The following is a 14,314-nucleotide window of genomic DNA, read 5'->3' as shown; positions in this document are numbered from 1 at the left end:
TGACCAGGGGCCCCTCTCTCGAGGAGCCCCCTGGCTTAACCCGCCGCTCGGCGAGATCGCTACTTAACGTACTGGTAATTCTTCTTTCCGCAGGGGGTTACCCCGAATGTCGCCAGACAGAAAGGCGAGACGGCTGCATGAGTGAAGACCTTCTTGTGGTGCTTGGTCTCCGATTGTCCGTCGGTCCAGACGTCTTGGATGTAGAACTCGTGATGCGGCATCTTCGTGTGCTCCCCGTAAACCCATCGGTTTCCGGTCTTATAGAACTTCTGCCAGTTCACGTAGAAGATGTAAGTGTTTGAGCAGAAAGGGTTCCCTACTTTGTGGTCTATCTTAACGTGGCTGAATGTTTTAGAATTCGCCAGCGAGTATACCTTGAAATTTGCCGAGCTTTCCTTCTTGCTGGAGTCGTAAACGTATCTGCCGCCGATGTACCTGTATCGCTTGGTGGAGCTTACGTCCTTGTATCCATAGGTGTTACCGTCATCCCAGTTGAACTTTACTGCGGCACGGGTGCGATATTTCCCGGTGTTGAACCCCGACCCCCGGCCGTCGCCGGAATACCACCAGTCGGCTCCGTCTTCACAGATAAGTCCGTACCCTTCAGGGGCGTCAACGAACTTATCTTTGATGTAGGTCTCGTACGTGGTCCAGGTAGCTGACAGGCGCATAGCGGATTGTGCGCTTGTCGTGGTTGCCCCCAAGGAAGATACGCTGCTGCTCGATGTCTGGACTGTCGGCAGACCCGCCAGGTCAGCGATCTGAGAATCCCCGATAACCGGCGGGGCGATGTCGACCTCGTACAGCAGATCTTCCGACTCCTCTTCAGGAGTGCCGACCTCCTCGGGAGCCGACTCCGTTTCAGTCATCGAGCTGGCAGCAGGGGCCATCATCGGCGAGCACGGCGGTGTCGTCGTCGAGCACGACCCCCGGCGTGCCGCCGACGTCGACCAGGGGCGGCAGGGCCAGGCCTGCCAGCCGGGCCTCCGCCTCGGCCAGCCGACTCCGTAGCTCGGTGATGCGCTCCTGGGCGGCGGCGCGTTCGGTGGCCAGCTCGGCTTCGAATGCGGCGGCCCGGGTGCGGGCGGTCTCGGTCTGTAGCCGCTCGGTCTCGGCGTGGACGGTCGTCAGCTCGGTGCGGACCGTTTTCAGTTCCTCGCGGGTCTCGGCTGCCTCGGTGCGGGTGCGCTCGGTGTCGGTCTCGGCGCGGTCGGCGCGATCGGTGGCCGCCGCCAGCTGCTCGTTCAGCCGGGTGGCGGTGGTGATCTGCTCGGCCAGTGCGGCCTTGGTCGCGGCGAGCTGCTCGGCTAGGAGCTGTTCGAGGTTCGGATCATGTGGTTGAGGTGAGGAACTTCAGCCACATGATCGAACCTCGAAGGTAGAGTCCAGCCTCGTAGCTCTCCGGGGCCTTGTCATAGCGGGTCGCCAGAGCGCGCCAGGTCTTGATCTTCTGGAAGCAGCGTTCAACGGTGTTGCGCTCCTTGTAGAGATCGGTGTCGTGACTGACGGGCCGACCGCCCCGGCTGCCCTTCCTCCTGCGATTGGCGGCCTGGTCCTTCTTCTCCGGGATGACCGCCTTGATGTGGCGTTTCCTCAGGTAAGCACGGTTGGAACGGGAGGAGTAGGCCTTGTCCGCGGCGAGGGCGCCCGGCCGGGTGCGGGGCCGACCGACCGGACCGGGAACGCGGATCTTGTCCATGACGGTGATGAACTGCGGGCAGTCGGCGGCCTGGCCGGGCGTGAGCACGAAGGCCAGCGGCAACCCTCGGGTGTCGACCGCGGCATGGACCTTGCTGCTCAGCCCGCCGCGGGACCGGCCGAGCCCGGCGGCCTTGGTCCGGGCCCTGCGGCGTCGCCGCGCAGCGGCGCGATCCTGCTCCGACGAGGTGTCCGCGCCGGGTGTCACCGGAGGCGCATCACCCGCAGCACCGGCGGCTGCTCCGATAGCGGAGCCCCCTTTTCCTCGGTCAGGGCCTGCTCCAGCGCATCCAGGGTCTCCCCGGCCACGGCCAGACCGGCCGATTCTTGATGCGCCCGCACGATCGTGGAGTCCACGCTGACCAGTTCCAGCCCGACCTGCCCGCGCGATGCCGCCTCAGCGATCAACGCGTCCATCAGCCCTTGGAACACCCCGGCCTTGACCCAGCCGTTGAACCGGGAGTAGAGCGTGGACCAGGGCCCGTAGCGTTCGGGGACGTCACGCCAGCCGGACCCGGTGCGAAAACGCCACAGGATCCCGTTGAACTGATCACGCACCCGCCGCGGCAGCGGCCCGGTGGCCGCCACCGGCAGATACGGCTCGATCAACGCCCACTCGGCGTCCGTCACATCAAAACGCGCCACGTCCGAGTTCTACCAGCCGCCGGCCCGCCACCGGGCCCTACCTAGATCCGAACCCCAAACAGCTCCTAGTGCGTCGCGCGCGGCCAGGGCCGCGTCCCGGGCGGTCTCGGCGCCGGTTCGCGCGGCCTGCTCGGCGCCCAGATCCCGTAGGGCCTTGAGTTCGGAGGCGACCGCGGTCTCGGCGCGCGCGTGCGCGGCGTCGGCGTCGCGGTCGGCCAGCGCGTCGGCGGCGCGGCGTTCGGCCGTGGTGGCGCGCTCCTCGGTGGCTGCGGCCGCGGCGCGGGCCTCTTCGGCGGCGGCCAGCTGGCCGGCGGCGCCGTCGGTGAGCTCGCGCAACTGCGTGGTGAGCGTCTCCAGTGCGGCCTGCCAGGGCCGACCGGTCTGCAGCAGCGCGTCGGCCAGGGCCTGGGCGCGAGTCACCGCCTCGCCCAGGGCGGGGGTGGCGCGGGCGGTGCGCAGGCGGTGGGCGGCACTGCGGCAGGCGGAGCTGCAGTAGAGGGCGGGGCGGCCGCCCTTGGGCCGGCCGCCGGCGTCCAGGACGGGCGGCGGCACCCGGGTGGCGCATCCGGGTCCGGCGTACCGGCGCGGCTCGGCTGCAAGGTTGCACTGAGATGACAGCAAAAAGCTGCACGAGGTGTCAGTGACCAGGTCAGAGCGGGTTTCCTAGCCGCCTACGGATTACCGCCAAGTCGTCCTGGATGTGCCGTGAGATGTCGGCGAGATCGGTTAGCGAAAGCCGCGACGGGCATCCCCCCTCGGCCGACTGAAGGCTGTTCACGCAAGTCATAGCTCCACCGCGAACTGAAGTCGGGGTACGCGTTCGGCCCATCGGCGTCCCCTTGCACCGGAGCGTGCGGAGCCTTGCTGCTCTTTGGGCTTCGACCGTGAACCCGCACGCGGGCCGGTCCGTATCCCCTGGCGGGCCTGGCGATGCGTCGTTTGCTGACAGTCAGTACGGCAGACGCGCTGCTGTGTGCCGTCATCTGTCAGCACGAGGTGCCATGGGGTGTCGCTGCTCCGCGTCGGGCTGGGATCTGGCTTGCTACCGTGGAGGGCATAAGCCCCGGGAGCGCCTCTGCGTGCACGCGTCCCGGGGCACCGCTGTGTTGCCGCTGCGAATAGGCAACCGGCGCTGAGTTCGTGAGTTCCCTGTGGTGGGTCGACCGAGTGAAACCGCGGACTGGGCCGGGATTGAAGGCCGCGGGCTCCTGCGCGCCGGGCCGGGCCGTGGGGGCACGTGCCGGCCCCGGGCCGGCTACTCCTCCCCGGCCGGCCCCGGGCCGGGGCGCGACCGCTCACGCTGGTCCGGCGGTGCGGCCAGGGCGCTGAGTAGCTCCTGCAGGCGGGTGTTGCGCGTCTCGGCCGCCTCCAGGGCGGCCCGTAGCTCCTCGGCCCGGGCCGCCTGCGCCTGGTGGGCGGTCTCGGCCTCGGCGGCGCGCAGCTGCGCGCGGGTGGTCTCCTCGCGGGCCTGGGTGAGCTGGCGGCCGTCGTGCTCCCGGGCGGCCTGGGCGGCTGCGCGCGCCTGCTTCAGCTCCTCGGTGGTGGCCTGCAGCCGTTCCCGCAGCGCCTGCAGCTGCTCGGTGCGCGCGGCGGCCTCGGTGCGCGCCTGCCCGAGCGCGCTCTCGCTGGCCTGCAGCTGCTCGGCCTGGAGCTGGGAGGCGACACGCAGCGCCTGCACCTCCTCTTCCAGGGTCGTCAGCTGCGCGGTGAGCGCCTGCTGCGCGGCCTGGGCGGCATCGCGGGTGGCCTCGGCCTGGCCGCGGGCCCGCTCGTGGCGGGCGGTCTCGCTCCAGGCGCGCTGCTGGGCGGCCTCGGCCTCGGCCTGGATGCGTGCGGCCGCCCGCTCGGCCTTGGCGCGGGCTTCGCTGGCCTGGCGGGCCGCGGCAAGGGCCTCGCGGCGGCGCGTCTCGGCGGTCTCGGCGCGGGCCTCGGCCGCGGCCGCGGTGTCCCGGGCGGTTTCGGCTTCGCTCTCGGCGGTGGCGATGCGGGCCAGCGCGCCGGTCTCGGCGCGGCGCAGCTGTGCGCTCAGCTCGGCCAGCACGGCCGAGAGCCGGTCGGCGGCCGGGCCCACGCTCTCGGCGAGCGCGCGGGCGGCGGTCAGCGGCTCGGCCACGGCCGAAGCCTGCTGCTCGCGGCGGGCCCGGGCGGCGGCGTCCTTGTGCGCGGGGCTGCAGTACTTGGCCGGGCGGCCGCTGACGCGCCGGCCGTGCTCGTCACGCCGCGGCGGCAGCGGCGCCGTACAGCTCTCCAGTCGGCACACCCCGGCGGCCTCGGCCTCGGCCTCGGTCTCGGCGAGCGGGTCCGGCTCGCCCGCAGCGCCGCCGTCGGGGCCGCCGCCGTCGGGGCCGCTGTCGTCGGGGCCGCTGTCGTCGGGAGCGTCGCCGTCGGCGGTCTGCAGCTGGCGGGCGGCCTCGGGGCGCGGGCCCGGTTCGCTCGCGTCAGCGAGATCAGGCGTGGGGTCCTCCATCATGACGGCACCCTACCAAGTATCGCGTGCTCTACTTCGAAACGTTTAAGCGATTCGCGGAACGCTAAATATCGTCCGTGATTTCGTACCCCATAATTCCGCTTATGGTGTACGGTCGCGGAGTGGACGATCACGCTGCCCTCACCGGCCCCGATGCCGCCGCGGTCATCGACGGGAGAGAGGCTCCACCGGCGGAAGGCGCACCCGCCGCATCCCTGCCCGCACCGGTCACTCAGCGGCGCCTGATGCTCAGCGAGACCGTGGCCGCGCTGCCCGCCCTGGGCCCGGTCGACGTGACCGACGCCTACGGCGTGCACCGGCTGACCGCGATCTGGCTGGAGACCCGCGCCTCACCCGCCACCCGCGCCGCCTACCGCACCGACCTGCACGCCTGGCTGACCTGGTGCGCCGAGCGCCGCCTGAACCCGCTGGCCGCGCGGCGCGCCGACGCCGACCTGTACGCCGCCGACCTGGCCGCACGCTTCGCCGCCGCCACCGTGGCGCGCAAGCTGTCAGCCGTGTCCGCCTGGTACGCCTACCTGATCAGCAACGACGCCTGCGAACGCAACCCCGCGGCCGCTGCCGACCGGCCCCGCCGCGAGCGGGATGTCTCCTCGACCATCGGCCTGTCTCGCGATGAGGCCGCCCGGTTCCTGGCCGCGGCCGCCGCCGACGATCGCCCCGTACGGCTGCGCACCGCCGCCCTGCTCGGCGTCATGCTCACTGAAGGGGTGCGAGTGGCCGAGATCTGCGGCTCCGACATCGCCGATCTCGGCTATAACCGCGGCTGGCGCACCCTGACCGTCACCCGCAAAGGCGGCAAACGTCAGATGCTTCCCCTGGCCCCACCCATCGCCCACGCCGTCGAGGTGTATCTGGCCGACCGCGCCGCCCGCGCCGGTGTGCGGCCCGAGGACCTGGCCGGGCCGCTGTTCGTCACCGAACCCTCCGGCCCGCACCCAGGTGGTGGGCGCCTGGACCGGTGGGCCGTCACCAAGCTGATCCGCCGCATCGCCCGCACCGCGGCCATCCCCTCGGCTACCAAACTGTCGGCACACAGCCTGCGCCACACCTTCGCCACCCTCGCCCTGGACGCCGGCGCCGCTCTGCGCGACGTCCAGGACGCCATGGGCCACGCCGACCCGCGCACCACCCGCGCCTACGACCGCGCCCGCTACGCCCTGGACCGGCACCCCGCCACCCGCTTGATGGCCTTCATGAACGCCGCCTCCACCGAGGCGCCCTACTGACACCTGATGACGAAAATTCGCTGACACCCGGCGATAAAACCACTGACATCCGATGACGAATCTCCAGGTCAATGGTCTGCTGCTGTGGGCAGGAGCGACACCATCGGCCATGAGGTGTCAGTAACGTGATCCGCCCTGCGAAGCGCATATCGGGAAAGGCAGGTCTGTCGACGCCCTGGATGATCGCCACCAGCCGCGCGTTACCCGAGCCCTTTACTGAGAAGGCTGCATGGCTGGTCTCTCCACGGTGCCGGTTCCCTACGCTGGAGAGATGAGCTCACCCACACCCGAGGAAGATCTCCCGGTCCTGCTGCCGGAGGTCGAGCAGCAAGCGCTCCTCACCTACGTCACCAACCTGCTGAGCAGAATGCCGTTGGAACAGGTCCACCAGGCCATCGACAGCTTTACCGAGCCCGGCCGCGCCGCCGCCGTCGTTCTGCAGCGTCGCCGCCAGGCCGCCGCGGCGCGCCAGCACATCGCCGAGTTGATGGAAGACAGCCGCCGGCGCGACCCCGAAGGGGTGGCCCGGGCCGAGGAGCAGGTCCGTCGGTCGCTGGAAACGATCGACGCCAAGAGAGCCACAGACGCCGACCGCGACCGGTTGTTCCCGTGCACCGGCATCCTGCCTGACTCACTACAGCCGTAAGTCTCTTTCACAACCCATCTGGCCTGCCCAAACACGCTCACACGATTGTGGGGCCAGCTGGCGGAAAGCCAGCAGCGACCCCGGAACACGAGGCCTACGGCAGCAGACCATCCCGAGCTTCAGTCGTTTGAGTCACTCGGCGTTGTACCTGAGCGGACCCGATCGCCGCCTCAACGTTCACCATCATGAGATGATAAATCTCAGCAGACCGACTGATGGAGCTGGCACCAGGCCGAGATACCGAGGCTGCGACAGCCAACCACGAACTTCAGTCGCTTGAGTCGCTGTTGCAGTTCAGGTCAACCCCGCTCGACCTCGAAAAACCGCCTGTGACCTGTCCACTACACCTCGCACAAATTCCCACCAACATCCCAGCGAAGATTCGCAGCTGTTCTCCTCCACCGAGATTCTCAATGAGATGGGGCTGGAGCGGATGCTGGGCAAGCTGTCGATGCTCCGCTCGTTCTCCTCTAACGCAAGCAGGACCAAATAAACAGTCACGCAGCGTTAAAGTCGGCTGCAGGCAAGGACTCGCTACTCACGCGCTGCGGTTCGCCAAGCACTAGACAGATGCGGCGAAAGCAGCCATCAAGGCGTCCCTAACCTCGATGGGCGAGCTATTTTTCGGTAGACATATGGCCTTTTCAGGTAAATGATCAAATCCCCCACCTTTTGCTTTGGTGCTAATGGTAGGGGTGAGAAATACCTCTTCTCCCTCCCGTCGTATAACTACAGCTTTCGCGCCTCGATTGAATACACTCCAGCTCTTCACTCCAGCGGCCTGCAAGATCGGCCACTCTTGTGACCGATCAAACCGAGGGGTCGGGACACCCTGGATGCTGCCAGCTAGGGCCTCAGTGATTGCCTGATACGCTTTTTCCGGAGGAAAGGGATCTTCTAGCACGAATATCGGATGTGCCGATATGCCCATTCCGTCCACGGTGACATGTACGGACTCTACTAAAATGATGCCTTTTCGGAGATAGGCATTGGCGTATCGGTTCATCCCATACCTCTAAATCGGACAGTAACGTTGACGGAATTGCCGTAGGAGATGCTCCTTTTGAAGACCTCCCGTTGCGCTGAACTCACCTTCCCCTTGGGGAATACTACATCGAGCGCCCTGCTGCTGATCATCGACTTGTCGATCGTAACGCCACCACGGCTGTGCCCGTTAAATTTCGACACCTTGTCGATATAGCCCTTTAGTCTACTTTCAAGCCTTCTTGGATTCTGATAAGACTTGGTGCGAGTGTCAATACTCTTAATACTAGAAACTTCACCATTACTGAAGCGATCGATTGTTTTGAATCCGTTTGGGAGGTTTCCACCAAGTCTTCCCTCGATGACATATCCTCGGCGAGTTGCAGGAAGTTTCCATACCGATTCTTGCCGCTTAAAGATCGAGAGAATTCCGGAAAAGCTGAAACGCCCACCTCGCCACCCGAACCCGGCGAGGGATCCGTTTGCCAGGTCGTCGATCATTTGCCCGACAGCTCTGGGGAGGGTGATTTCCCGGCCACCTCCGGGATGCTCCCGCAAGGCGAACGATGGAATGAGTCCCTCGTTCGTCTGGATGTATTCGTCGCGTACGGTTCGCCCCGTCGGTGAAGTGGTCCTGGCGTACGTGCTGGCGGTGCTGCTGGCGGCGCTGCTTCCCGAGCTCTTCGCAGTCCCGGAGTTGATCCTCGTGTAGCGTGCCGCTTCGTCCTGTTCCGATTTTTGAGCAGCTTCGGTGTACTTCTTCTTGGTCGCGCTGTCGGTCGTCTTGGACGCGAGCCGGTATAGGCCATTGGTGCGCTGCGGGCAGTCGCCGGGAACGCATTCGCCGGTGGGGTCGGCGTTGTTGACGGGATTGTTGATGCCGTAGGTGTAGGCGTTGAGGCTTTGCGGTCCCTCGAGAGTTCCGTGCAGGGGGTCGACGCTGATGAAGCGGCCGATGGCCGGGTCGTATTCGCGGGCGCCCAGGTGGGTGAGGCCGGTGCTGGCGTCCTGGGTGCCGCCGATGAAGCCGCGTTCACCCATCCAGTTGGTCGGCACGGTGCCGCGGGAGGCGCCGAAGGTCGTGAAACGCCGGGTGGTGGTGGTCAGCGTGCCGCCGTGGACGGAGATCTGGGCGGTTCCGTGGTGGTCGGCCATCAGGAATTGCACGGTGCCGACCTGGCGCACCGCGATGGTGTCGCCGTTGTGGCTGTAGTAGCGAGTGCCCTTGATGGTGCCAGCGGCATCGAGCTTGAGTTCGGAGCCGTCCGGCAGATACAGGGTGGTGCCGCTTGCCTCGCGGCGGATCAGCCGGTTGCCGTCGGCGTCATACAGGAACCCGGTGACCGCGCTGCCTTCGGTGACGCTGGCCAGGTGGCCTTCGGCGTCCCAGTCCAGTGTCTGCTGGCGGCCGCCGACGGTGCGGCCGGTGGTGTTGCCGGAGGCGTCGTAGGCATAGGTGTCGCTGGAGGCGCCGTTCGGGCCCGCGGTGGTGACCTGGCGCAGGGCGTGCGGCTGCGCCGAGCCGGCGGCCGGGTAGCTGTAGGTGCGCGTCACGTCGCCGGCGCTGGTGTGCTGGACCTCGGTGGTGCGGTTGCCGGTGAGGTCGTAGCTGTAGGTGTTCCAGTATGGGGCCGCCCCGCCGATGAGGGCCTGGCTGGGGGTGGCGGCGCAGGTGTTGTCGGCGGTGCTGGCCGGGGTCCATTCCTCACTGATGCGGTTGAGGTAGTCGTAGCGGAAGCACTGGATGTCGGCGGCCGCTCCGGCGATCGTCGGCACGTCGGCGATCTTGGTGATGTTGCCGGCCGGGTCGTAGCCGTAGACGATGTCGGCGTCGCGGCCGGTGAAGGTCTCCCGGGTCAGGTAGGCGCGCTGCAGACGGTTGGTGCCTTCTTCGTAGGTGAAGGTCTGCCAGATCTTGCGGTTTTGCTCCGACAGGGCCAGCGTGTACTGCTGCGTCTCACCGGTGGGGGTATACCGGGAGGCCAGCACATACGGGCGCAGCCCGGTCAATGTGGTGGCGAAGCCCAGTGCGTCGTGGCCGTACTTGAGGGTCTCGGCCGGCATGTTGCCCTTGGCCGGCAGTGTCTGGGTGGCCAGGCTGCCGTCGACCTTGTAGGTGGAGCCGAAGGTGTAGGTGCCGGCCAGGGCTTTTTCGCTGGCCGGGATGGTCAAGGTGGTGGCGGTGGGCCGGTAGGCGTCGTCGTAGCCGGTCACCGCGCTGGTGTAGGCCTGACCGCCGGCGTAGCGCACGCTCGAGGTGGGCAGTCCCTTGGCCAGGGTGTCGTAGGTCCACTCGGCCAGCTTGGGGCCTTCAGTGGAGCCGTCGTAGCGGGCGGTGTTGCGGCCCAGCACGTCGTAGGTGGTGACGATGGTCTTGCCGCGGGCGTTGGTGGAGGAGGTCAGCCGGTCCAGGGCGTCGTAGGTGAAGGTCTCGGTCCCGGCGTCGGGGTCTTCCTCCTTGATCAGGCGGCCGCGCAGGTCGTGGTGGTAGCGCCAGGTGTTGCCGGCCGCATCGCGGGTGGCGGTGTGCTGGCCGGCGACGTCGTAGGTGTAGGTGGTGGCGTCGTAGGCGCCGGTGGGCTCATCACCCTTGTACTGGCGCACCTCGGTGGTGCGGCCAGCGATGTCGCTGATGGTGGTGGTCGGGGTGGCGCCGGTGGGCGGGTCGACGTGCACGCGGTCACCGCCGTAGCTGGTGGTGGTGCGCCACTTCTCCTGCGCATACACCTGCAGCACCTCGGCGATCGGCCGCTCGGCGCCGTCGTAGGTGTAGACGCTCTGCGCCGGGACCAGGTGCTCGGGCACCGACAGCAGGCTGGTCGAGGGTCCCGAATCGTTGTTGTAGTACGGCGAGGTCTGCCGGGAGACCAGGCCGCGGTGGTCGTAGCGGGTGTCGGTGATGATGCGGCCGCCGCCGGGCGCCGGCGCCTGGCTCTGGCGGGGGCGCAGCAGCGAATCCAGCAACTGAACGCTGGTGACATAGCCGCCGTCGGGGCCGAGCGTCTTGGTGGTCACCGCGGTGGGCGCGTCCGCGCGGATCAGGTATTCGTATTCGGTGTTCGGGCTCTGGGTGGCCTTGTCGCGGCCGGGCAGCCACACCTTGATCAATCGGCCCAGCGGGTCGTAGGCGGCCTCAGTGCGCTTGCCGTTGGCGTCGACCTCAGAAAGCGCGGCTCCGGTGGCCGCATCCAGGGTGGTGGTGGAGGTGTGGCCGAGCGCGTTGGTCTCGCTGATCGCGGTGAGCGGGCCGCCGGTGGCGGGGGTATAGGCCACCGTGCTCTTGGCGTCGGCCGCATCCAGCGTCTCGATCACTCGGCCGTGGGCGTCGTAGCTGGCCCGGGTCTGGGCGATGTAGGTGGGGGCGCCGTCGGCCCAGCCCGACAGGCTCTCGCTGCGGGTGACGTTGCCGACGGTGGGGGCGGCGCCGAAGGCGCCGCCGTCGTAGAAGGTGCGCTCATCGGAGATCAGCCCGGCGGGCCGGTTCGGGGTGGTGGTGCACGCGCCGGCGGTGACTTCTTTCCGGCTCGGGTAGCCGATCATCCAGGCGGCGGTGTTGCGGGCGTAGCTGTAGCGGGTGCAGACATCGTCGCCCGGCGTGGCCAGGTCGCCCAGGTCGGAGCTTTCCTTGAGCGTGCCGTACTCGTCGTAGGTGTAGGTGCTCTCGCTGCGGCGCGGCGCGCGGAGGCCGTCCATCGCGGCGCGGGCGCGGGTGGAGGCGACCTGCAGGTAGTGGGCGGTACGACCAGAGGCGTCGGTGGCGGTGGCCGCGCTCACCTGCGGGGTGGTGATGGTGGCGCCGGTCTCGCTGGCGCCGTCGAAGGCGATCTCCTCACGCAGCACGCCGTTGAAGCGCTCGTGGTCGTCGAGGGCGGTGCCTTCGGAGTCGACGACCTTGACGGTGCGGGTGGAGCCGTCGGCGCGCTTGTCGCCGTGCATGCCGCGGAAATAGGTGTACTCGCTGATGGTCTGGGTCTGGCTGGAGGCGCCGGCGCTGACGCGGACCTTGCCGTAGCCGCGCCATTGGGACCAGGTGCGCTGCGTATCAGCGGTCAGGGCGTTGTCGTCGTAGTGCCAGGCCGCATCGCCGAGGTAGGTGTAGCGGGTGGTCTGCTGCACGCCGCCGGCGATGCGGTCGTCGGCGACGACCGAGTCGACCACGTGCTTGTGGAACCAGTCCTTGACCAGGGTGCCGTTGCCGTCGGCGTCCCAGTGCACCGGGAAACAGCGCAGCGTGTTGGCGTCGTCGGCCGGGCGGGCCTGGCCGGGCTCGCAGTTGGGGTTGGCGTAGTTGACCGACAGCAGGCCGCCGGTCTCGGAGGTGACCAGGTCCAGGCGCCACTTGACCATGGCGGGGCGGCCGTCGCCGACGTCGACCCGGTTGGCGCGCGGGTGGCCGTCCAGGGTCACCTTCGGCAGGGCCATGCTGCCGCCGGCCTTGCCAGTGTGCTGGATGGAGGCCAGCCACAGGCTCGCGCTGGTGCCGTCGCTGGGGACGGGGAAGCTGTGGGTGAGGGTCCAGGCGTCGATGTCGCTGTAGCCGTCGCCGGTGCGGCCCTGGGTGGTGACCTGGGCCAGGCGCTTGGTGGTGAAGAACGTCGGGCTGGTGGTCGCACACGCGGTGGTGCTGGTGCAGATCTGGTCGAACGGCACGTCCGGCCAGTGGCCGGCGTTGGCCGCGGTCAGCTGCGCCGGGTCGCAGGTGATGGTGCCGTTGGGGATGCAACGCTCGGCGACCTCGAACAGCACGCGCGCCGGGGCCGGGCTGGTGTGCTCGCTGCCCTTGCGGGTGCCGTACTCGATGCGGGCCAGGGTGCCGTGGCGCACGTAGCTGGCGACCTTGGCGCCGTTGTTCTGGCCGTAGCGGTTGTGCTCAGGGGCATAGAAGTAGGTCATCGTGTTGCCGGCCGGGTCCACGACGTAGTCCAGGTTCCACCGCCAGGCCTGGGTGCAGGCCGAGCCGACGAAATCGCTGCCACGGCAGGGCTCACCGGCGTGGTTGCCGAACACCGGGACGGTGAAGGCCGAGGCGGTCTGCGCGGTGTCGGCCGCGAAGCGCTTGTTGAGGCCGAAGTAGTACTGGGTGCCGTCGGTGGTGGTCAGGCGCCAGTATTCGCCGTCGTTGTCGCCGTTGACCGCGCCGGTCAGGTGCTCGATGCGCGAGCCGTCGTCGTTGCGCAGCCGCCAGATGCCGGTGGTCTTGTCCTTGATCAGCTCGCCGCCGCCGCTGAAGGTGGCGTTGTCGCTCTTCCAGCACAGGTCACCGCTGGGCTGACCGGCGTTGTTGGCGTTCGTCTGGTCTTCGGCACACGGGATGTAGGAGCGCTCGATATAGCCCGCCCCCAGGTCAAAGCCCTCACCGATCCAGGAGGGCTGGTTGTTGGTGGAGGCGGTGCGGCCGTCGACGCCGCCGGAGGAGTAGGACAGGCCCAGGTCGGGGGCCGGGCCGCCCAGCGACGGCGGGGTGTTCATGTCATAGGACCAGGTGAAGTCGCCGCTTTGGGTGCCGGCGTTCCAGGAGTCGGCCGGTGACAGCGAGGTCGCGCTCCAGTCGCCGGTGCTGCCCGACGGCGCCGCGGTCACCGCCACCAGCGTGCCGCTGGTGGTCGCGGTGCTCTGCGGGGTGGACGTCGTGGTCAGGGACGCGCCGACGATCGTCGGGGTGGCCTTGCCGGTGAAAGAGCTCGGCGCGGCCGGCGCCTGCTCCCCGTCAGCCGGGACTGAGGCATCCGGGGCCGGAGCGTCCGGACCGGGGGCCGCCGGGGCCTGCAGGACCGCACTCACCGTGGAGGCGGCGGCGTCGTTGTGTGTCACCAGCGGGGTCGCTGCCGCGCACCGGCTGGTGGCGGCGCTCTCCAGCACGCACTCGGGCAGCTGGACCAGGCGCAGCCGCTGGGCCCAGTCGCCGCCGAAGGCGCCGGCGAAGTCCTTGTAGTTGACCTGCAGGTCGATCGCCCCGGCCTCGGCCTGGCCGTCGGTGCGCGCCACCCGCATCAACAAGCCGTCCACGCCGGCCTTGGCCGCCAGTTCGCGATCCAGCACCTCAATGCGGACCCGTGCGGGTGTCTCCTGCTGCGTGGCCTCGGGTTGCGCTGCGCGGGCGTTCTTGCCTTTGCCCTTGCTCTTGTCCTTCGGTGCGGCGCCCACCCACACGGGCAACTGGCCGGCACGCACGCGCGGGTTGTCGGCCTGCGCGCCCGGCGCCTGCTTGGCGGCTTCCGGCTGGCCCGACAGGTCCACCTCAACCGCACCCGGCTGGGGCCAGCTGACCGGTGGCGCCTGCTTCAGGGAGGCCTTGCCTGCGGCGTTGGCCGGCCGCTTCTTGGAGGCGCGCACCTCGCCTTCCACCGACGGCGTCTTTTGCACCTCGGGACGGGTGTTGCCCGCGGCGGCGGCCGCTTGCGGCACGTCGACGAACGATGACGCCGTCAGCGCCGCCACCACACCCGCGACTACCGCCGCCGTCCAGCCCCGGCGCATCCGCTGATGCGCCGCCTTACGGCCGCCCCTACCACTCACAGCACGCCTCCGCGCAGATCACAAACAGTAGGCGGGACTGTAGTGACGCAAGTGACTTATGTCCAATTTATACCCAAGATCGAATAAAATGATCTTTAGTAATCTAAA

General features: G+C 68.3%; 7 protein-coding genes and 1 pseudogene. 3 read left to right on the top strand and 5 right to left on the bottom strand.

From position 1 onward, the window contains the following. Positions 1-59: 59 nt before the first annotated feature. On the bottom strand, positions 60-869 hold the full coding sequence (locus HS041_RS28095; RefSeq protein WP_196443846.1) for a hypothetical protein: 810 nt from the start codon (positions 867-869) through the stop codon (positions 60-62). A 247-nt stretch (positions 870-1,116) separates the two neighbouring features. Between HS041_RS28095 and HS041_RS28090 the strand changes: the two genes are divergently transcribed. Next, entirely contained in the window at positions 1,117-1,311 is a 195-nt protein-coding gene (locus HS041_RS28090; RefSeq protein ID WP_196443845.1) for a hypothetical protein, read from the top strand. A 19-nt stretch (positions 1,312-1,330) separates the two neighbouring features. Here HS041_RS28090 and HS041_RS28085 read toward each other — a convergent pair. The 3 genes and pseudogenes from HS041_RS28085 to HS041_RS28075 all read right to left on the bottom strand — a co-directional run bounded on the left by HS041_RS28085 (position 1,331) and on the right by HS041_RS28075 (position 4,813). Beyond that, positions 1,331-2,343, bottom strand: a pseudogene (locus tag HS041_RS28085) (IS5 family transposase). 9 nt (positions 2,344-2,352) lie between these two features. Next, positions 2,353-2,895, bottom strand: coding sequence for a hypothetical protein (locus tag HS041_RS28080; protein WP_196443844.1), 543 nt, complete (start codon positions 2,893-2,895; stop codon positions 2,353-2,355). Positions 2,896-3,598: 703 nt separating this feature from the next. After that, positions 3,599-4,813, bottom strand: a complete 1,215-nt coding sequence (locus tag HS041_RS28075) for a hypothetical protein (RefSeq protein WP_196443843.1) — start codon at positions 4,811-4,813, stop codon at positions 3,599-3,601. Between the two features lie 119 nt (positions 4,814-4,932). Between HS041_RS28075 and HS041_RS28070 the strand changes: the two genes are divergently transcribed. Both HS041_RS28070 and HS041_RS28065 read left to right on the top strand, forming a co-directional pair. After that, on the top strand, positions 4,933-6,060 hold the full coding sequence (locus HS041_RS28070; protein ID WP_196443842.1) for a tyrosine-type recombinase/integrase: 1,128 nt from the start codon (positions 4,933-4,935) through the stop codon (positions 6,058-6,060). A 271-nt stretch (positions 6,061-6,331) separates the two neighbouring features. Beyond that, positions 6,332-6,706, top strand: a complete 375-nt coding sequence (locus tag HS041_RS28065) for a hypothetical protein (RefSeq protein WP_196443841.1) — start codon at positions 6,332-6,334, stop codon at positions 6,704-6,706. Between the two features lie 1,002 nt (positions 6,707-7,708). Here the strand turns inward: HS041_RS28065 and HS041_RS40210 are convergent. After that, positions 7,709-14,206, bottom strand: coding sequence for an endonuclease toxin domain-containing protein (locus HS041_RS40210; RefSeq protein ID WP_196443840.1), 6,498 nt, complete (start codon positions 14,204-14,206; stop codon positions 7,709-7,711). Positions 14,207-14,314: the final 108 nt, after the last annotated feature.

It is taken from the genome of Planomonospora sp. ID67723, from assembly GCF_015711605.1.
Taxonomy (GTDB): domain Bacteria; phylum Actinomycetota; class Actinomycetes; order Streptosporangiales; family Streptosporangiaceae; genus Planomonospora_A.
This window is presented reverse-complemented; position numbering and strand designations above follow the sequence as displayed.